Consider the following 18,953-nt stretch of genomic DNA (forward strand, 5'->3'; position numbering starts at 1 on the left):
ACCCAGTCAAGGAGCAGCCTGCCATGCCCACTCACCTCACTCGACTCCGCCGGCCCACCCGGTCGCGTCGCCGGGTCCTCGCCGTGGCGACGACCGCGGTGATCGCGGCGGGCGGTCTCACGGCCGCCGGCCCGGCCGGCACCGCCCGGGCCGAGACCCGTCCCGACGCCATCGGGCAACGCATCGAGAAGTTCGTCGGTACCGATCGGCACCCGGGGGCGCTGGCCGCCGTCCGGGACCGTCGCGGCCGGACCCGGCACTACACGGCCGGGGTCGGCGACCTGCGCACCGGCGCGAAGGTGCCGAAGAACGGCCGGGTACGCATCGGCAGCGCCAGCAAGATGTTCGCCTCCGTCGTCGTGCTGCAACTCGTCGGCGAAGGCACAGTGGATCTCGACGAGTCGGTCGAGACATACCTGCCGGGTCTGGTGCGCAGCCCCGGTGTGGACGCAGATGCGATCACGGTCCGCCAACTGCTGCAGCACACCAGCGGCCTGCCCGACTACACCGACACGATGTTCCCGGAAATGATCGACATCCCGCCGTACCAGCACATCTACCTCGAGCCCCGGGACCTGCTCGACATGGCCAACGCCAGGGAAGGCAGGCCGGCCGGCGACTGGGCCTACAGCAACACCAACTACCTGCTGGCCGGCCTGATCGCCCAACGGGTCACCGGCCGGCCCTTCAACGAGCTGGTCACCACCCGGGTCATCGAGCGGACAGGTCTGCGCGACACCTACGCGCCCGGGGTCGGTGAGGAAGGTATCCGCGGCAGGCATCCCAAGGGTTACCAGCTCGATGAAGCCACCGGCGAACTGCTCGACTTTACCCGGATGGACCCGAGCTGGGGCTGGGCCGCCGGCCAACTGGTCTCCACCCCGGCCGATCTCAACACGTTCCTGCGGGCCCTTCTGGCTGGCCAGCTGCTCAAACCTGCGCAGCTGGCCGAGATGCGGACCACCGTCGCGCTGCATCCGCGATCGGGCGTGGGGTATGGTCTCGGTCTCTTCCGCACCCCGTTGAGTTGCGGCGGGGTGGCGTGGGGCCACGGCGGTGACATCCCCGGTTACTCGACCGTCAACGGTGCCACCGACGACGGTCGCGCGGCGACCCTGGTGGTCACCTCGCTCAACGGGTCGGTCACGGACGGCTCTGTCGCCGCCGACCGGGCCGCCTTCGTCGACGCCGCGCTCTGCGCGAAGTGACCGGCATGGCAGGAGTAGGGCTCTCAGCATCGCCCGATCAGCAGTAGGCATCTGGGCAAGGCGATCAGCGAGGCCCTGAACAGACCGGGGTCCTACGAGGCAGAGGATGATGCGGGTGTCGACCGCGCGGGTAGGAGGGGTAGGACATGGATCAAGGCACCCGCGACGAGATGCTCGCCTGCCTGGCTGAGGAACTCGGATCCGTTACGGCCACACACCCGACGCGGGTTGCCATCGACGGAGCACCCGCCGCCGGCAAGACCACACTCGCCGACGAGTTGGCCGCCATCCTGCGCACACAGGGCCGGGACGTCGTCCGCGCGACAATCGACGACTTCCTCTTCCCTCGCGCACGCCGCTATCCGCGCGGCGAGTACTCGGCCGAAGGCTGCTACTTCGACACCCACGACTACGAGGCGCTGAACCGGGTTCTGCTCGATCCGTTCGGCCCGGGCGGGGATCGACGCTTCCAACACGCCGTCTACGACCACACCTCGGATGCCGTCCTGTCCCCACCGGTCACGACTGCCCCCGCCGACGCCGTGCTGATCTTCGACGGCGTCTTCCTCATGCGCCCGGAACTGATTGATCGGTGGGATCTGCGCATCTTCGTGTCGACCGACCTCGATGCAACGGTGGATCGTGCCGTGATCCGAGAGAGCCGGGTATCATCCCGGGCCGACGTCGAACGCCGCTGGCGCGAACGGTACATCCCCTCCCAACAGTTCTACTTCGCTACGGTCCGCCCGACCGATCACGCCGACATCATCGTGCACAACGACGAGCCCCAGCAGCCGGCCTGGGCGACCCGGACACGCTGACCGCACTCCGGCACGACCAAGTGTTCGACCCACCCCGACCTGTCACGCAACGTAACGCCCGGTCGACGGATGCCAGATCAGTACGTCATTTGCCGATGATCCGCGGAGCGCTGACATCGCGGTTGTCGATGAGGATATCGGCTCGCCGTTGCGGGGAGCATGTTCTGAAGTAGATGCGCTGGGCCTCCACGTAGCGCCGCATGCTCGGGTGCTCTGGATCGGGATTCGTGCCGTCGCGAGCGGCCATACGCCTGGCCGTTTCTTCGAAGGGGACATCCAGGAACACCGACAGGTCCCAGGCCGTGACGATCTCGTCCCGATGCAGAAAGAGCCCGTCGACGACGAGCACCGTCCCAGGAAGGGCAGTAAGGGGTTCCGGGTCGAGGATGATGTCGGTCGTGAGGTCATGCGCGGCTGGCCGGTATCGCCGGGAGCCGGCCGGGCCGAACGGATCCAGGACGTCGCTCTGGAATCGCAGGTAGTTGTATGAGTCCTGCCAGAAGCCTTCCGGCGACTCGCGTCCCTGTCGGTACCGGACCGCTCGGACGTTGTGGAAGTCGTCGAGTGATATCCGCACGACACGGCGGCCGAGAGCGCGCACGGCCGCGGCTAGTTCGTCGGCGAACGTGCTCTTGCCGGATCCGTCCGGGCCGTCGACAGCAACGCGGAGACATCCAGGGCCGTCGGGTGCGGGAATGCGCTGTGCGACCTCCCCAATGACGTCACGCCGCTGCACAGAGGCAATCATCCGGCAAGTCCCGCAACCAGCAAACCGAACAGCCGGCCGGGCAACGACAAGCATGGTCTTCCCGGCACGACCGCGCGCCGGGTTCTCCCGTCCTCGGTCACGTACTGTGATGCCCGGCCGGCGGCAGATGTGGGCGCCGATCTTGACGCACTCGGATCAAGCTCTGGGCGTGTGGTGACCTTGTGCGACGGCGCCCCCAAGGAATTGGGTGGTCCGGTGATGGCGCTACCCGAAGAATCGGCAACCGTGGAAGCTGCGACGCCGACGTGGCCACAGGACAAGCTCGCCGCACTTCGGCTCGGGCGTCGGCTCGTGGCAGAGGTGCCGGCAGCGCCGGGGCGCCGTGCGTTCGTCGACATCACTCCGATCGTGGACCAGCGCGACGACCTCGCCGAACGCGAAGGATGGCAACGCCCGGACGCGCATCGATCCTTCCAGCTCGCACATTGGGACTACAACGAGCGGCAACTCGACGGCTGGGACTACGACGTCGACGCCCGTCGGATCCGCATCGACACCGCCACCGACGAGTCCAGCCTGCTCAGGCTCGTCGCCGAGTGGGGGCTGACGCCGGCCCAGTTCGGCTACCCGTGGGACACCGACGACCCCCGGTAGGCTCCCGCTCGAACGGCAGGTTTCGCCTCCCCGATGCCGAACGGCGCTTCGCGAGAGCGTCCCGGCAGGTGGCGAGCTGACGTCGCCCGGGCACCGTGGTTTCGTACCGCAGCCGGCGTTGACCTGGTGGACCAGGGCCGGTGCCGGCGTCACCTTGGCGGTGGCGCCGGCATCGGCCGCGCTCGTTACGGGGTGACCACTCGTCCGCCGAAGGTCACGACCAGCCGACCGTCGGAGGCGAAGGACCAGCCCAGAGCACCGGTGTACGAGGAACACCGGGATCCGTTGGCGCCGGACCAGAACTGGTTCGAGCTGTCGGAGTTGCCGATGATCCGGTCGTTCGAGCCGCCGTTGCACGAGGTGTTGTTTCGGAACACCGAGGAGCCGCCGTCGAAGTTGAAGTTGCGCTCGGCGTTGCCGATGTTGGCGTTGTTCGACACCGTCATCGTGCCGGGGTTGCGGTTGTAGGTGAACCCGTGCTTGCCGTTGGCGTAGGCGATATTGCCGCGGATGGTGTGGTTCACCGCGATGTCCTCGCCGCCGAGCTTGAATCCGTTGCGGTCGCCGTTGCCGGCCTGACCACCGTTGCTCAAGGTGCCGTTGGTGTAGGCGAGGGAGGACTCGATGGTCACCGCGCCGATGGCCCCGGTGTCGCTCTTGGTGTAGAGGTCGTAGCCGTCGTCGATGTTGTTGTGGGCCACCGTGTAACGGAAGACGTTGCCGGGGCCGACGGTCAGCTTCGGGGCGAAACCGTCGGCGTCCTCGCCGTCGGAGTCGACGTTGTCGTGTGACACCGTGCTCACCACGAGGTTGTTGGCGGGCCACTGGTCGCGGGGTGCGTTCGCGATCAGCCGCGAGAGTTGCAGCCCCGAGTCCCGGTTGTGGCGGGTGATCGTACGCTCGATGATGTTGTTGTTGCCGGCCAGCAGGATGCCGTTGTCGCCGGCCCGCTCGACGATGATGCCGCGGATGTGCCAGTACGATCCGCCCACCGCCAGGCCCCGGTTGGCCGGGTCCTCGCTCTGCGCCGAGAAGTTCAGGATCGGGGTCTCACCCGCGTACGCGAAGATGTTCTTGCGTGCGCTCGACGCGCCGTTGTTGCCCTGAGCGATGGTGATTGTCTGCGAGTAGCGGTAGGTGCCGCCGCGCAGGAAGATCGTCCCGCCTGCGGGAATCCGGGTGATCGCGGAACTGAGCGTCGTCGGGTTCGCAAGCGTGCCGGCCGCGCTGTCGGTGCCGGTAGGTGCCACGTAAAGCGTGCCGCTCGACGGCGGGGGCGGGCTGGCCGGTGGGGGTGTGCTCGGTGGCGGGGTGGTCGGCCCGGTCGTCGGCGGCGGGGTCGTCGGCCCGGGCGTCGCACCTGAGGCGTACGTCTCGAACTCGGCGATCCTCGGCGTGCCGCTCGCACCGGTGATCTCGAAGTTGATCTTTCTCAGCGAGGTGGCGGGGAAGTTGATGACCCCGGCCCCGGCACCACTGGCCAGGGTGGCGCCGGTGTCGTTGTTGACGAGTCGCCAGGAGCCGACGACACCTACCGCGCCGGCTGCCTCCCGGATGTTCACCGACGCCACAGTGGTGGCGGCGCCCCACTTGACGGAGATGCGACCGGTCGTGCCGGTCGGCGACCAGTAGCTGCCCATGTCGCCGTCGATCACATTGCCGTAGCTGGTGCCGCTGGCCTTGCTGGAGCCGTCGGCGCCGGCCCCGAGACTGAGGTTCGTCGCGTTGGCGCTTACCGACGCGGCGGCGAAACCGTCAGCCGAGCCGGACGCTTGGGACGCCGGCAGCGCCGGGGCAACGGCGGCTGCGGCGGCCACGGCGGTGCCGACGGCGAGCAGCCTTTGTCGCACTGTAGTTCTCACTGTTCGTCTCCTCGGGGGAGTGAGCACGGTGCGAGGCGTCTCCTGCACAGCTCGACACCGCAGAGTGGCTACATGTTCGTGTCATCAGCCTGGCTATAGAGCGAAACATCGATGTAATGCCAGGCTAGGAAAGCGCTTGCCCATGAGGCAAGCGTAGCGATGTGCAGGTTTGTTGCAGGATTTCGGGCAGCTGCTCGTCGAGCCGAGCAGACGCGGGCAGCACGGCAGTGCGAAGGACCGGGATCGTGCCCCACGCCTCACGGCGACTGCGGCGGCTTTGCCTTCTGCGGGTGAATCGTCTCGTGCCGGACCAGCATGGCGACGAACTCGCGGATCTTCCGCTCCCGGGTCTCCGCCCGTTTCACCGCGTTGAGCCGGTGGATGAGGGCGAATCGGTTGGTCTTGGTGAGCACGTCGAACATGGCTTGGGCGGCGGGATCGGCGGAGACGGCGGCGAGCAGATCGGCCGGCACCTCGGCTTCCGAGGGCGGGGCGTAGGCGGCCGCCCATCGCCCGTCCGCCTTCGCCGCCTCCACCGCGACGCGGCCCGCAGGCAGCATCCGCCCCTGCGACTCCAGCCGGGCCACGTGCGCGACATTCCGTTGCGACCAGGCACTGCGCGGCCGGCGCGGAGTGAACCGGATCCAGGAGGACTCCTGATCCCGTTTTCGGGCCTGCCCGTCGATCCAGCCGAAGCACAGCGCCTCGTCGACCGCCTGTTGCCAGGTCAGCGTGGTGACGGTGCCGCCCTTCCTGGTCAGGGCGAGCCAGACGCCCGGCGATGTGGCGTGGTGGTCCGACAACCACGCGCGCAGCGCCTCGGCGTCCGCGACGATCAACTCATCTAGTTCAGCGCTGCCCATGACGGCAGGCTAACCGCCACCTGTGACCGATTACCGGTGCCGTGACCCCGGCAGGCTCGGCCAGCGGGGACCGATCATCGGCCACGCCGTTCCCGCAGCGCCTCGACCAAGCCACGAAGACCGACCGTCACCACGCACAACGATGTGAGCTGCCCGTTGCATCAACAACCGGTGCCGTACGGACCAATCCCGAATCCAGTACGCACTTTCACCGCCGGTGCTGACGCGGGTGCCCGGATCGCAGGGCCGCGTCAAGGCCGTTAAGTCGCAGCACGCACCCGCCGCGCAGGTGCGCCAGGTCCGCACTGCCGTCCTCCGTGTACCTGACAAACGCCACCTGCTCGGTCCAGTGCAGACGGGTTCCGTCCGCCTCGGGGTCGAGTTGGACGGTGACCAGCGAGGTCCATCGCAGGTCGTCGTCGACGACGGCCTCGTAGCCGTAGACGATCCGGTGGGTACCCGCGATGTCGATGTACCGTGACCGGTACTCCAACCGCTCGGGCGCCGTGTCCAGCCCGGTGAAGGTGCTGCGCGCCGTCTCGCCACCGCCCACCCGGAAGTCGTGCTCGTACGACGCTCCGCTGCCGGGAAGTCGGAACCACCGCTGCCTGATCGTGGAGTCGGCGAAGGCCGTGAAGACCTCGCCCGGCAACACGTCGAGGTGCCGCGAGATCGTGAACGTGTCGTGTCGGACCATGCCGTTCCTTCCGCTGTCACGGCCACACAGGGGGTGGCCGCACGCCAGTTACGATCAGTAAGAAACGTACGTCCACCGGATTTAGTCCGGCTTTCCGATACGCACTTCGAAGTCAGCTACTGACGGTGGAGGAACAAAGAGCCTTGACACGTTTCCGTGGTGCCGAACTCGCACAGCGCGGGATCACGCCGGACTGCGTACAGACGATCGAGCTCGTCCGTGACGTACTGGCGCGGGTAGGCGACAAGTGGACGCTGCTGACCATCACGGCCCTGGCGTCCGGCGGGCTGCGCTTCACCGCGCTGCACGAGCAGGTCGCCGGCATCTCCCAACGGATGCTCAGCCAGACGCTGCGCGCCCTCACCCGCGATGGGTTGGTGACCAGGACCGCGTACCCGGAAGTACCCCCGAGGGTCGAATATGCCCTGACGCCACTCGGTCGTTCACTGAGCGAGGCCGTGGACGGACTTGTTCTCTGGGTTCGCGACCACCAGCGCGACATCGCCCGCAACCGCGACGAGTTCGACCAAGCGCCCGCCGCGAACCCAGCCGTCCCACCCTACCCGTAGCCGAGCAGGGGACCAGGGACGAAACCACTGGCTGCCGGCGGACGGCTACCTGGTGATCGTGGACAACGCACTCCAGCTGGTGCCGGACAGGGCCCAGGACCGGCACATGCTCTTGCGTATCCTCGCCCGGGCAGTTAGCCACTGGGCCAGCCCGCTCGGCCGACCGCAGGGGCAGGTCACCCCGTTCAAGGTTCTGCTGCTGTGCGACCGCGACGAAGAGGCAGTGCAACTGCGGCAGGACATCACACAGGCACTCCACAACGGGCATGTGGTCTCGCAGCGTCTGACGCGCCGCGTGCACGGCCTTAGCCGTTCTCAGATGGCCTCGCGGTAGCCCATTCGCCAGCCGATGTCGTACCTCTCGATATTCGAGGTGCTCGTCCGGCGGTAGAGCTTGGCGGTCGGCCCCCACATTCATGGCGTCCCGGCCAGTTGGCCCTGGTCGCGGATCATGCCGAGTCGCGTAGCACCAACTTCGTGGGCAGGATGAGGGACGGAGGTTCGTGTCCCGCGATGAGTTCGACGAGCATGCGGGTCATTTCTTGGCCCAGGGCTTGGACCGACTGGTGGACGGTGGTCAACGGCGGATCGGTTCGTTCGGCTATGCCGAGGTCGTCGAAGCCGACCACGGCCACGTCGGCTGGGACGGACCGGCCGGCATCGAGGAGGACGCGTAGGGCGCCCGCTGCCATGTTGTCGCTGGCGGCGAATATGGCGTCGAGGTCGGGGTGACTGTCAAGCAGTGACTTCATCGCTGCGGCACCGCCGGTCTCGGTGAAGTCGCCCTCTGCCGTCGCGTACGGGGTCAGTCCAGTCATGATCATCGCTTCGCGGTAGCCGCGGTGCCGAGCGCGGCCGACGTCGGTGGACATGGGGCCGGTGATGGTGACGATCCGGGTTCGGCCGAGGCTGATGAGATGGTCGGTGGCGAGTCGCGCGCCGCCGACGTTGTCGGATTCGACGTACCACTGTGGCTCGAAATCCAATGGCCGGCCGCCGTATACGGTGGGTAGGCCGGCCCGACGCACGATGTGAGTCAGCGGATCGTCGCCGTGCAGCGCCATCAGCATGATGCCGTCGACGCCGCGCGTGTGCAGAAGGTTGGTCAGCCGGGACCGGCCCCGGCCGGAGCTGGCAAGGCACAGCAGCAGGTGAAGGTCGGTCTCCTCGAGCGCCGCGGACACTCCGACGATGACCTGGGCAAAGAACGGGTCGGCGAAAAGCTCGGGATCGTCATGGGAGACGGCGAGCGCGACGATCCCCGTCCGCTGGGTGGCCAGGGCACGTGCGGTGCGGTTGGGTAGATAGCCCATCTCCTTGATGGCGCGCTCCACGGCATCGCGCGTGGCGCGGCTGACATGCGGCGCCTTGTTGATGACCCGGGACGCGGCGGAACGGGACACGCCGGCGCGCTCGGCCACCTCGTCGAGGGTCGGTTGCCGCCGAGGCCGCTGGGCTGCCATCGCCATGCCGAGTCCTTCCCGTCTGACGTCGGGCAGCCGCTACCACCGGCCGGTGCCGTTGTCGCTGAACGATCGTATCGGCCGGTATCGACGCCGTCGAGGTGGCTTACCGCCGCCGCTCGTCAGGCTGGAAGCGGTCCCAGATATGCCTGGACATCGATCTTGTGGGGAGGGTGACTCCCCTTGACATCTGCCTGATATTTCCCGACCATCAGCTCGAAACATATGGATGTACATCGCTGGAAGCGCTTCCAGCTTTCCCCCGGAGGAGACTGTTCATGAAACGATGGACCCGCCCCTGGAGACTTGCCGCCGCCCTGGCGTTGGCGGTTCCCACGGTTCTGCTCGGGGCGCCCGCTGCGTACGCGGATCCGATCAGCCAGACCAGCGGTTTCTACGTCGACCCCAACTCAAGTCCGGCGACGTGGGCGGCCGCGAACCCGGGCGACGGACGCGCCGCCGCCATCCGCACCGAGATCGCGCAGAAGCCGATGGCCAGATGGTTCGGCAACTGGAGCGGCGACATCGGGAGCGCGGTCAGGGGCTATGTGGGAGCCGCAGACGCTGTCGACAAGCTTCCGCTGCTGGTGGCCTACAACCTTCCCGGCCGGGACGCGTGCGGCGGCCACTCCGGTGGTGGCGCCGGCAGCGTCGCCGCCTACGACTCATGGATCGCCGCTTTCGCCTCCGCCATCGGCAGCCGTCCTGCCGTAGTGGTCCTCGAACCGGACTCCCTTGGCGACTTCAACTGCATGAGCCAGGCGCAGATCAACGACCGAGTGGGCATGCTCTCCCGCGCCGTCGGCCAGTTCCGGTCCAAGGCGCCCAACACCTGGGCCTACATCGACGCCGGAAATCCCCGCTGGGTCGACGCCCAGACGATGGCGCAACGGCTCAACATGGCCGGCGTGGCCAACGCACGTGGCTTCGCGCTGAACGTCTCGAATTACTTCACCACCGGTGAGAACACCAACTACGGCAATCAGGTCGCTTCCGCGCTACAGAGGTTCGGATACAGCAAGCCGTACGTGATCGACACCAGTCGCAACGGCAACGGCTCCAACGGTCAGTGGTGCAACCCCGGTGGCCGCAGGATCGGCACACCCAGCCGGATGGGCGGCGGCGGGGAAATGCTGCTGTGGCTCAAGACACCTGGTGAGTCCGACGGCAACTGCGGAGTCGGTGGCGGATCCAGCGCCGGGCAGTTCCTGCCCGAGGTGGCCTACAAGATGATCTACGGCTATTAGCACAGGTCACTGAGACAGCGGCGCCGTACGCGGCCGATGCCGCACCCGGCCCTGCCAACCAGCGACGCCCCTCTGTGTCATCAGGGTATCGAGACCAGAGGGGCGTCGAGTTGCACCGTTCGCCTTACGGTCCCCGTCACCACCGAACGGGTCCAGAGGAACGAACCTTGCTACCGGCGGGGGCGGGGTCATCGGATCGGTTTGTACGCGGTGACAAGCTCCCAGGTGCCCGGAAGCACTGCCACGTCGTGGAAGCCGGTCTCCGTGAGCAGGGTGGTGTAGAAGTCCACCTCGCGTAGGCGGCTGACGCTGCTGTCGACGCCGATCAGAAAGTAGCTCCAGAAGAACTGCATGGCGAGCCGGTCCGGGGTGCGGAACTCCTCGCAGACCAGGATCAACCCGCCGGGCTCCAGCGCCGCGTACGCCTGTTGCACCAGGTCGCGGGCCACGGCGTTGGGCCAGTCGTGCAGGACTCGGACGAATGACAGCGCGTCGTAGCCGCGCGGTAGGGCTTCGGCGAAGAAGTCGCCGCCGACGAAGCCGAGCCGATCCGAGTGACCGCGGCTGTCCCGGGTGGCCGTCACCAGTGGTGCCACTGCCGGCAGGTTGTACACGTCGGCCCGCAGGTTCGGCGCGGAGTCGAGGATGTGTGCGGCGAGCGTCCCATCGCCGCCGCCGACGTCCAGCAGGCGGCGCCGGTCAGACCAGAGTCGATGTGAATGCCGGCGTACCGTCTCGATGGCCGGTCCCAGCCCGAGGGCCATGCTGCGTTCGAACTCGGCGGTCTGTGCGGCGGTCTTCGGCGGCCAGGCGAACCCGTCGTCGATGCTGACCTCGCCGCGCAGGCTCTCGGCCAGCCGGCCGTGCAACTGCCGCCACGGGTAGCGGTCCCTGTCCCGCTCGGTGGCGCCCGGCCCGACGACCGCGTTGACCGCGTCGCGTAGCCCTGGCACCGCTCGGTAGCTGGTCGCGCCGATGTCGTCGCCGTGCTCGTCGCGGATGACGAAGCCGAGGCTCTCGATGCAGTCGAGGAACTTGTACAGCCGCAGCGGGAGCACCCCGAACTGGGTGGCCAGCGCGTCGAGGCGGACCGGTCCGGGCTCCAGCGTGTCGAGCAGTCCCAGGTCGAGCGCCGTGTGTAGAACGTCCATGGCCTTGGGCCCGTTCACGAGCAAACTCATCAATGCTCGTGGTGAGAGGGTGACGGTCACCGGTGCAACTCCTCCTCCAGCGCATCCATGAACAGGTCGATTTCGTCGAGGGTGTTGTAGACGTGCGGGCCGACCCGCAGATAGCTGCGCCAGCTACAGATCACGTCACGGGCGGCCAGTCGCCGCTTGACGGCCTCACCGTCAGGGATGTCCAGGCACACCACCCCGCCTCGCTGGGCGATGCTGGTGGGGCTGACCACGACGATCCCGGCGGCCTCGGTCCGGTCCAGCAGCCGTTGGGTGAGCGCCAGGGAATGCCGCCGGATCGCGTCGATACCGACACCGAGCAGCAGGTCCAGACCGATCTGTGAGATCAGGGAGGTGAGCGGGTACGGGGTGCCGCCGGCGAAGCGACGGATACCGGCAGCCCAGCCGAATGACGGTCGGAAGGTCAGCGCGCGGTCGCCGGCCTGCCAGCCGGTAGCGGCCGGAGTCAGCAGTGGCACCAGGTCCGGCCGGACGTAGAGGAATCCGGTGCCGACACCGCACAGCCACTTGTGGGAACCGCCGATGACCACGTCGACGCCGAGCGCGGTGACATCCAATGGCATCACCCCGACGGTCTGGAAGGCGTCCACCACCACCAGCGCTCCGACCTGGTGGGCTCGGGCCACCAGGTGGGACAAGTCGACGGTGGCGCCGGAGGTGAAGCTGGCGTGGGGTACGCACACCAGCAGCGTCCGCTCGTCGAGCCGGGCCTCGACAGCCTCCTGGTCGAGGTGGGGGCCGCCGGTGCCGACCACGTCGACCTCGGCCCCATATCGGCCGTACGCGCGGAAGATGAACGGCACCGTCGGATAGTCGAGATCCGTGATGACGACGCGGTTGCGCGGCTTGCGGTAGTCGAAGCAGGACGCCACCCGGGCCAGGAAGGTGCTCAGATTCGCATCGGTGAGCACGCTGCCCGGTGGTGCGCCGATCAGCGCGGCCACCGAGTCGGCGTACCGGTCCAGGCCGATGTGCCAGTCCTGCCAGACGTCGTCGCGCCAGGTGCGCAGCGTCTCCCAGTAGTCGTGCAACACCTGCTCGCCGCCCCTGGGCACCGCGCCGGTGGAGTTGCTGTTCAGGTAGACGCAGGTGTGCACCAGCGGGAACTCGGCGCGCAGGGCGGCGTGCGGGCCGGCGTCGAGGCATCGGGGGCTGTGTTCGGGCTGGCTCATGCGCAGCGCTTTCCAGTCGGGTCGGTCGCTGGCGGATCGGTGGTCGTGGCGGTGAAGACCGGTGCGGTGCTTATCGCCGCGAGGTACGGCGTGCCCTCGGTGTAGCCGGTGCCGGTCTGGGCACCGAGCATCGACACCGCCACCCGGAGATGGGTACGGCGCCACTGCGACAGGGCACCGGCGAATGCGGCCATCCGTCGCGCCACCAGGATGCCGTCGGCGCCGGTGAGCCGGCCCTCGGCGACCGCCGACCGGTAGGTCTGGTCAACCGTCGGCTGGCCGCCGCGTACCCGGGCCTGTATCTCCGGCACCGACTGGTAGGCCACCGAGTCGAGCCGATCCGCCTGCGGGGTGCGACACAGCGACTCGATCAGCTTGTACGAGCGGGACTGGATCGCGCTGGCACCCTCGGTGTACTGCCGGAATGTACGGAACGACTCGGGCTGCATGGTGGCCAGGAGGGAGAAGAGCGGACCGGCGGTGCGCAGCAGGTCGCCCGCATACCCGAGCCGGTCGACGGCGGCGCCCGGTGTGTGCCCGGCCAATGCGGCGACCGTCGCGCGAAGTTCGTCGGCGACCCCGGCGAAAAGGCACTCGTAGCCCTGGAGCACCCGGATGAACAGGTACTCGTCGTGCGTCACGTGGACCGGCAACATGGTCAGCCGCAGCGACGGATCCCCGGGCAGGGCCAGGTCACGGGCGATGGTGTGCAGGTTGGCCGCGGTTGTGGTCGGGGCGTGCGCTCCGACCACCTCGGCCATGCCGAGACGGGCCAGCGCGGACGCGACGGCTCGGACACCGAGTCGGCAGCGTTTGACGACCACCGCTGGCCCCGGTCTCTGCTGCGGAAGTAGTTCGGTGGTGCGCGCGGCGGCAGCCAACTCGAACGCCAGCGTGTCGGCGACCAGGCGGACGAGGAGGCGATCCCGGGTCTGCCGGCGGGCAGCGGTCTGCGCGCCCGGGGTCGGATCGTCTGGTCCACAGGGCAGTCGGAGCAGCCGCAGGGCGAGGTAGCTGCGGTAGTCGTAACGGCCGTCCCACTTGTCGAGTGCGACGTCCAGGAAGGCGGCCAGCTGACGGGTCGCGGCGTCGCCGCTGCCGGGGCCCTGGCGGGTCATCGCCTGCCGGGCGCTGTCGAGCAGGGCGAGGAAGCTCTTTTCCGCGAAATGTTTGCCGACACGGTGGAACTCTTTCAGCACCGGTGAGTAGGGAAAGCTGCGCGGTTCGGTCGGGCGCGACAACCAGTGAATCAATGGACGCACGTGCCACCCCTCGAAGTCGACGAGACGAACCTCACTGACGGTCGCCGGATATGCCGCGTACCGCAGACGCTGAAGGCTCGGCAGGGTTATTCGTCAGTGGTGGGGCGCAGCCGCGCCTGCCACAACTGGGGAAAGAATCGGTGTCCGGCGAGTTTTGCCAGCATGTTCGCCGGGCTGCCGGGGTTACCAGCCGGGGGATGACCGCCAATTCGCAGTGCCACCTGGTAGTGGCGCACCCGCCACACTGACACCCGTTCATCCCACTCCACCATCGCCTCGGCGAGCCGGTGCAGCGGATCCGACGGGTCCGCCGGGCACAGGTCGGCCGCCGGGACACCGTGGGCGGCAAGCTGTTCGTCGAAGGCATGGCCGAGCTGTCGGCTGGCTGCCTGGACCTGCCGCCAGCCTGGCGACTCCGCACCAGAACCATTGCCCAGCGCGGGCTGCATCGCATGGAAGTCCACAGGGGACAGATAGCGCAGCATCTCCAGCTGTTCGGTGATCAGGCGGACCGCGAGCGTCGCGCGGATCAGCAGCGCCTCCGCGGCCGGTAGCCGGCCGGCAGTCACCTGGGCGGTCGCCTCCACCAACTCAGCCGCAGCCAGTTTCAGCCACAACTCCGTCGACTGATGCACCACCTGAAATAGCAGCTCGTCGCGATGTATGACCTCGTCTGGCGCTCGTTGTAGACCGAGCAAAGTATCCGTCCGCATGTAGCGCGCATAGTCCGTAGCGCCGTGACCTGGCAGAACAGGTGAATGGTCGTGCTTCACGGAAATAGGCCCTCCGTTTGGCGCTGACACCGGAATCAGCAATGCGCTGGCGGTCATCATTCCAACGACGGACAGCGATGCGCTACCCCTTGGTCGCGGTAAGTCTCAGAAAATGTCGTACGCCGTGCCGGACCATCGAAGACGCACTGCTCACGTCGATCCCGGACGCCGTGGCGCGTCTGGCGGTCGCTGGTCCCACCGCCTGCGTCGCGTTGAGCTACGACCGATCGGACGCCCTCTTCTGCTCGTCACCCGCTCGTGTCGCCCGCCCCGGGTGATGCGGACGAGCTGTTCGCGGACGCAATCCGCGTCGGGATGACCGAGGCCGTCAAGGATGCGCAGGGCCCGCTGCCAGGTGTGCACGGCACCCGCCCGGTCGCCCGACGAGCGTCGGCTGGCACCGAGCCGGATCAGGCTCTCCGCCTCGTCGTACCGGTCACCGATCTGCACGAACAGGCGCAGCGCCCGGTGGTAACACCGGACGGCTCGACGGTGGCGACCGAGACGGTCGTAGATGTAGCCGAGACTGTCCCAGGTGTTCGCCTCGCCGTGCCGGTCGTCGGTTCGGCGCAGCAGTACCAATGCCCGTCGGCAGTGTTCGAGCGCCGGCCCGTACTGGCCGAGTTGCGCGTACGCCCAACCGATTGTCGCGATGGTGAACGCACCCCACGAGGTCGCGGGTCTGTAACCGGGCGTCCGCCACTGTTCGAAAGCTGGGCCCGTGGGCCGGGCGTGTGATCATGTTGGTGTGATCGTCGTGGAGTTCGACGCACCCGGTGACGCGCCAACACAGGTCACCGGGTTCGAGTTGGGACACGTCAGCCTGCGCTGGGAGGGTGGAGCCCACAGTTCCCGCCAGCTCGGGTCTCGCGGGTTGTTGATGGTGTATCTCGCTGCCGCGGACATGCTCAACGGCGTCGCGACCCTGGTGGCGGGCCGGGACGCCAGCTATGTGTTCACCGGCGCCGCCAGCGCGTGGAGTTTCGCCGTGCGCCGTACCCGCCGTCATGGACTCCAGCTGAGCACGCCCGCCGGCAGGCTGCTCTGCCATGCCTCCGAGGCCGACTACGCGATGGCGGTCTGGCGCGGCACCGAACAGTTGCTGGCGGCCCGCCCGCCGATCGACGGCGGACCCTTGACCGACCTGCAGACGGCCATCGCCGCTTTCCCGGATGTCCACCGGCGCTGACGGAGGCGTTCGGTTCGAGTTTCGGCGATCCAGCCGGCGACGACGTCCAATTACCCGGTTGGCGGGGTATCTCCGCTCGGAGTCAGGACGTGTCGGGTCCGATCCCCGGTCCAGGCCGCTTCGAGGATCGCGGTCAGGCTTGCGGTGTCGGTCGGGCCCGGATGGTTCTGGATCAGGCGGGTGACGCCACTGGCCATCTCCGCGAAGCGCGGGAGGTCGGCGCGGGCCACGCCGATGTCGGCCAAGGTGGGCGGGATGCCGATGTCGGCAAGGAGCCCGTCGAGCCAGGTGAGGAACGTGTCTGCGGCCTCGGCATCCGAGGCATCGGTCACGTCGAGCCCGCACACCCCGGCGAGGATCGCCAACCGGTCGCCGATGGCATCCCTGGCCGCGTCCAGCGCGTAGGGCAGCAGCAGCCCGACGCCCAGGCCGTGCGGCGTGTGCGTGGCTGCGCCGATGGGGTACTGGAGGGCGTGCGGGGCCGCGTTGCCCGCGTGGGAAAAGGCGAGCCCGGCGAGCATGGACCCGTAGGACATGTCCGCCCGCGCGTCCGTGTCGCCGCCGTCCCTGACCGCACGACGCAGGCTACGGGCGATCCGCTCCGCCGCCAGCAGCGCGTAGTGGTCGGTGATCGGGTTGCGGCCGAGGAACACCTGCTCCACCGGGTCGCGCGGTCCGTGGGCCCGAGGTCGCGCCGTGTAGCTCTCCACCGCGTGGCAGAACGCGTCGATGCCGGAGTGGGCGGTGACGGTCGGAGGGCAGGTGTAGGTGAGTTCGGGGTCGACGATGGCGAAGTCGGGCACGATGTGGACGCTGGAGACCCCCACCTTCAGCTCACGGTCCGGGTCGGTCAACACCGAGACGGGGGTGAGTTCGGAGCCGGTGCCCGACGTCGTCGGGACCGCGACGAGAGGAATTGTCGGCCCCGGCACCTTCGACTCGCCGTAGAAGTCGCGCGGCGTACCACCGTGACGCCGGATGACGCCGACGATCTTGGCGAGGTCGATCACCGTGCCACCCCCGATGGCGAGGATCACGTCGGCGTCCACCTCCGCAGCCACCGAGACGGCCAGGGCGACATCGGCGAGTGGCACGTCTGGAGTCGCGTCGGCGAACACCTCGACGACGGCGACCTTCTCCCGCACGGCGGCCACGATCTCGGCCACGCCCGGCTGCCCCAGGAGAACCTGGTCGGTCAGGATGAGGACTCGCGAGCCACTCTCGGCCACCACTCGTGGGATGTTCTGGGCGACCCCTTCGCCCACTATCAGCTGGCGTGGTCCGCGGACGGTCTCAAGCATGTCGGTGCCTCTCCGGAACGTCGGCGGCGATGTGCGTGGCGTACGTCCCGGCCACCTGCGAGACCGGGACGGCGTCGGCGAGGGTGGCCGCCCGGATGGCGTCGGCGCGCCCGCCCGGCGGCGGTGTGCAGGCCGGCGTAGTGGCCGGCGTCCCGGGTGCCCGCGGGCCGGTCATGGCCCGGCTCCGTCCGCCGGGTGGAGACCGGCCAGGTCGCGTCCGCACAGGGCGCGGTGCTTTCCGGCGTACGCCCGGAGCAGCAGGCCGGTCACGGTAGGTCGATCGCCGCGTAGGTGAGGTCGAGGTACTCGAGGATGCCCTCGTGTGACCCCTCCTTGCCGAACCCGGACTGCTTCACGCCTCCGAACGGAGCTGACGGGTCCGATATCAGACCACGGTTGATGCCGATCATCCCCGTGTCGAGCCCCTCGGCGAACCGCAGCGCCCGCTGGAGGTCACGGGTGAAGAAGTATCCGACCAGGCCGTGCTCGGTGTCGTTGGCCTTCGCCATCACCTCGTCGTCGGACGTGAACGAGATGATCGGCGCGACCGGGCCGAAGATCTCCGCCCTGAGCATCCGCGCGTCGTCGGGCACGTCGACGAGGACCGTGGGCGGGTAGAAGTGGCCCGATCCGTCCGGACGCTCGCCGCCCACCAGGACCCGGGCGCCGCGATCGACAGCGTCGGTGACCAGCTCGTCGATCGTGGTGACCGCCGTGTTGTCGATCAACGCTCCGACGTCCACGCCGTCGTCGAGACCATGGCCCACCGAGAGCGCGCCCATCCGTTCGACGAAGCGCGCCGTGAACTCCTCGCGCACCGGCTCCTCGACGTAGATCCGGTTGGCCGCGATGCAGGACTGCCCGATGTTGCGCATCTTGGCCACCATGGCGCCGTCGAGCGCGACGTCCAGGTCCGCGTCGGCACACACGATCAAGGCGGCGTTGCCGCCCAGTTCCATGGAGGTGCGCAGCACGTTGTCCGCGGCCTGTCGGAGCAGCACGCGCCCGACCTCGGTCGACCCGGTGAACGAAAGCTTGCGGGTCCGACTGTCGGCGAGCAGTGCTGAGACCACCTCGCCGGCACGCTTGGTGGTCACCACGTTGACGACGCCCGGGGGGACGCCGACCTCCTCCATGATGCGGGCCAGGAACAGCATGGTCAGTGGCGTCTGGGCTGCCGGCTTGGTGATCGTCGTGCAGCCCGCAGCCAGCGCAGGAGCGATCTTGCGGGCACCCATGGCCAACGGAAAGTTCCAGGGCGTCACGAAGACGCACGGTCCGACCGGCTTCGGCACGGTGAGGATGCGGTATCCACCTGCGGGAGCGGTGCTGTAGCGCCCCTCGACGCGCACCGCCTCCTCGGCGAACCAGCGGAAGAACTCGGCGCCGTAGCCCACCTCTGCCCGAGCCTCGGCGAGCGGCTTGCCCATCTCGAGCGTTATCAGTCGGGCGATCTCCTCGGATCGCTCGGTCAATGCCCGGTACGTCGCGGTCAACAACTCTGACCGTTTCCGTGGCGGGGTCGCCGCCCACTGCGCCATTGCCTTGCTCGCCACGTCCAGCGCGGCAAGCCCGTCGACGACGTCGGCGTCCGCCACCTCGGCGATGGTCTTGCCGGTGGCCGGGTCCTCGACGGCGAAGGTGGCTCCGCTTGCGGCGTCGCGCCAGGCGTCGCCGATCCGGAGCCGCCGGTGCTCGGGGGCCAGGACCTTCATCGGGTCACTCATTGCGTCGCCTCCTGTGATTTCCCTGGTGTGGCGTGCCTCAGCGATCGCGTTGTGTGCGTGGACGGACGGGTCACCCGCCCTCGTCGGAGGCGAGGGTGGCGAGCGGGTCGAATGTGGCAGTGGCCCGGTCTGCCGGCCGACAACCCGCGCCACCGATCGCCGTCTCGGGCCACGGCCGGCTCAGCGGTCGGTCGAGGTGCGATTGCCGCGTGCGGACGCATGGTGCCGTCGCCGCCC

20 protein-coding genes are annotated in these 18,953 nt (G+C 68.4%); 7 read left to right on the plus strand and 13 right to left on the minus strand.

The window, feature by feature from the left end:
* The first annotated feature begins 23 nt into the window (after window positions 1-23).
* Entirely contained in the window at window positions 24-1,208 is a 1,185-nt protein-coding gene (locus AB0J93_RS28155) for a serine hydrolase domain-containing protein (RefSeq protein WP_363925353.1), read from the plus strand.
* A gap of 146 nt (window positions 1,209-1,354) precedes the next feature.
* Window positions 1,355-2,029, plus strand: coding sequence for a cytidylate kinase family protein (locus AB0J93_RS28160; RefSeq protein WP_363925354.1), 675 nt, complete (start codon window positions 1,355-1,357; stop codon window positions 2,027-2,029).
* 85 nt (window positions 2,030-2,114) lie between these two features.
* Here the strand turns inward: AB0J93_RS28160 and AB0J93_RS28165 are convergent, their stop codons facing one another.
* On the minus strand, window positions 2,115-2,765 hold the full coding sequence (locus tag AB0J93_RS28165) for an AAA family ATPase (protein ID WP_363925356.1): 651 nt from the start codon (window positions 2,763-2,765) through the stop codon (window positions 2,115-2,117).
* Window positions 2,766-3,023: 258 nt separating this feature from the next.
* Between AB0J93_RS28165 and AB0J93_RS28170 the strand changes: the two genes are divergently transcribed.
* Window positions 3,024-3,392 (plus strand): hypothetical protein, encoded by a 369-nt coding sequence (locus tag AB0J93_RS28170; protein ID WP_363925358.1) that lies wholly within the window; start codon window positions 3,024-3,026, stop codon window positions 3,390-3,392.
* 185 nt (window positions 3,393-3,577) lie between these two features.
* Here AB0J93_RS28170 and AB0J93_RS28175 read toward each other — a convergent pair whose 3' ends face one another.
* The 3 genes from AB0J93_RS28175 to AB0J93_RS28185 all read right to left on the minus strand — a co-directional run bounded on the left by AB0J93_RS28175 (window position 3,578) and on the right by AB0J93_RS28185 (window position 6,814).
* The gene (locus AB0J93_RS28175) at window positions 3,578-5,254 is read right to left on the minus strand and encodes a cellulose-binding protein (RefSeq protein WP_363925359.1); all 1,677 of its coding nucleotides are present in this window, start codon (window positions 5,252-5,254) and stop codon (window positions 3,578-3,580) included.
* Window positions 5,255-5,511: 257 nt separating this feature from the next.
* Window positions 5,512-6,117 (minus strand): YdeI/OmpD-associated family protein, encoded by a 606-nt coding sequence (locus AB0J93_RS28180; RefSeq protein WP_363925360.1) that lies wholly within the window; start codon window positions 6,115-6,117, stop codon window positions 5,512-5,514.
* Window positions 6,118-6,325: 208 nt separating this feature from the next.
* Window positions 6,326-6,814, minus strand: a complete 489-nt coding sequence (locus tag AB0J93_RS28185) for an SRPBCC domain-containing protein (protein WP_363925362.1) — start codon at window positions 6,812-6,814, stop codon at window positions 6,326-6,328.
* 143 nt (window positions 6,815-6,957) lie between these two features.
* Here AB0J93_RS28185 and AB0J93_RS28190 point away from each other — a divergent pair, with 143 nt between their 5' ends.
* Together AB0J93_RS28190 and AB0J93_RS28195 are read left to right on the plus strand one after the other, a co-directional pair.
* Window positions 6,958-7,383, plus strand: a complete 426-nt coding sequence (locus AB0J93_RS28190) for a helix-turn-helix domain-containing protein (protein ID WP_363925363.1) — start codon at window positions 6,958-6,960, stop codon at window positions 7,381-7,383.
* Window positions 7,384-7,441: 58 nt separating this feature from the next.
* Window positions 7,442-7,717 carry a hypothetical protein gene (locus AB0J93_RS28195; protein ID WP_363925365.1) on the plus strand — a complete coding sequence of 92 codons (276 nt, stop codon included), beginning with the start codon at window positions 7,442-7,444 and terminating at the stop codon, window positions 7,715-7,717.
* Between the two features lie 115 nt (window positions 7,718-7,832).
* Here the strand turns inward: AB0J93_RS28195 and AB0J93_RS28200 are convergent, their stop codons facing one another.
* On the minus strand, window positions 7,833-8,846 hold the full coding sequence (locus tag AB0J93_RS28200; RefSeq protein ID WP_363925404.1) for a LacI family DNA-binding transcriptional regulator: 1,014 nt from the start codon (window positions 8,844-8,846) through the stop codon (window positions 7,833-7,835).
* 278 nt (window positions 8,847-9,124) lie between these two features.
* Here AB0J93_RS28200 and AB0J93_RS28205 point away from each other — a divergent pair, with 278 nt between their 5' ends.
* Entirely contained in the window at window positions 9,125-10,093 is a 969-nt protein-coding gene (locus tag AB0J93_RS28205) for a glycoside hydrolase family 6 protein (protein WP_363925367.1), read from the plus strand.
* 188 nt (window positions 10,094-10,281) lie between these two features.
* Here AB0J93_RS28205 and AB0J93_RS28210 read toward each other — a convergent pair whose 3' ends face one another.
* From AB0J93_RS28210 to AB0J93_RS28230, 5 genes are all read right to left on the minus strand, one after another.
* Window positions 10,282-11,304 (minus strand): methyltransferase, encoded by a 1,023-nt coding sequence (locus tag AB0J93_RS28210; protein WP_363925370.1) that lies wholly within the window; start codon window positions 11,302-11,304, stop codon window positions 10,282-10,284.
* Window positions 11,301-12,464, minus strand: a complete 1,164-nt coding sequence (locus AB0J93_RS28215; RefSeq protein WP_363925371.1) for an aminotransferase class V-fold PLP-dependent enzyme — start codon at window positions 12,462-12,464, stop codon at window positions 11,301-11,303. Before AB0J93_RS28215 ends, AB0J93_RS28210 begins: the two co-directional genes overlap by 4 nt.
* Entirely contained in the window at window positions 12,461-13,726 is a 1,266-nt protein-coding gene (locus tag AB0J93_RS28220) for a hypothetical protein (protein ID WP_363925372.1), read from the minus strand. The genes AB0J93_RS28215 and AB0J93_RS28220 overlap by 4 nt, the downstream gene beginning before the upstream one ends.
* Before the next feature lie 86 nt (window positions 13,727-13,812).
* A complete protein-coding gene (locus AB0J93_RS28225; RefSeq protein ID WP_363925373.1) occupies window positions 13,813-14,499 on the minus strand; it encodes a tryptophan 2,3-dioxygenase family protein in 687 nt (228 codons plus the stop codon).
* Window positions 14,500-14,649: 150 nt separating this feature from the next.
* The gene (locus AB0J93_RS28230; RefSeq protein ID WP_363925405.1) at window positions 14,650-15,153 is read right to left on the minus strand and encodes a tetratricopeptide repeat protein; all 504 of its coding nucleotides are present in this window, start codon (window positions 15,151-15,153) and stop codon (window positions 14,650-14,652) included.
* A gap of 94 nt (window positions 15,154-15,247) precedes the next feature.
* Between AB0J93_RS28230 and AB0J93_RS28235 the strand changes: the two genes are divergently transcribed.
* Complete coding sequence (locus AB0J93_RS28235) at window positions 15,248-15,688, plus strand: hypothetical protein (protein ID WP_363925374.1); 441 nt, start codon at window positions 15,248-15,250, stop codon at window positions 15,686-15,688.
* A 50-nt stretch (window positions 15,689-15,738) separates the two neighbouring features.
* On the opposite strand, the gene AB0J93_RS28240 is transcribed toward AB0J93_RS28235, so the two are convergent.
* From AB0J93_RS28240 to AB0J93_RS28250, 3 genes are all read right to left on the minus strand, one after another.
* Window positions 15,739-16,989 carry an iron-containing alcohol dehydrogenase gene (locus tag AB0J93_RS28240; RefSeq protein WP_363925375.1) on the minus strand — a complete coding sequence of 417 codons (1,251 nt, stop codon included), beginning with the start codon at window positions 16,987-16,989 and terminating at the stop codon, window positions 15,739-15,741.
* Window positions 16,982-17,164, minus strand: coding sequence for a hypothetical protein (locus tag AB0J93_RS28245; RefSeq protein WP_363925376.1), 183 nt, complete (start codon window positions 17,162-17,164; stop codon window positions 16,982-16,984). Before AB0J93_RS28245 ends, AB0J93_RS28240 begins: the two co-directional genes overlap by 8 nt.
* Before the next feature lie 91 nt (window positions 17,165-17,255).
* Window positions 17,256-18,716, minus strand: a complete 1,461-nt coding sequence (locus AB0J93_RS28250; protein ID WP_363925377.1) for an NAD-dependent succinate-semialdehyde dehydrogenase — start codon at window positions 18,714-18,716, stop codon at window positions 17,256-17,258.
* Between the last annotated feature and the right edge of the window lie 237 nt (window positions 18,717-18,953).

The organism is Micromonospora sp. NPDC049374 (assembly GCF_040677165.1).
Lineage (GTDB): Bacteria > Actinomycetota > Actinomycetes > Mycobacteriales > Micromonosporaceae > Micromonospora.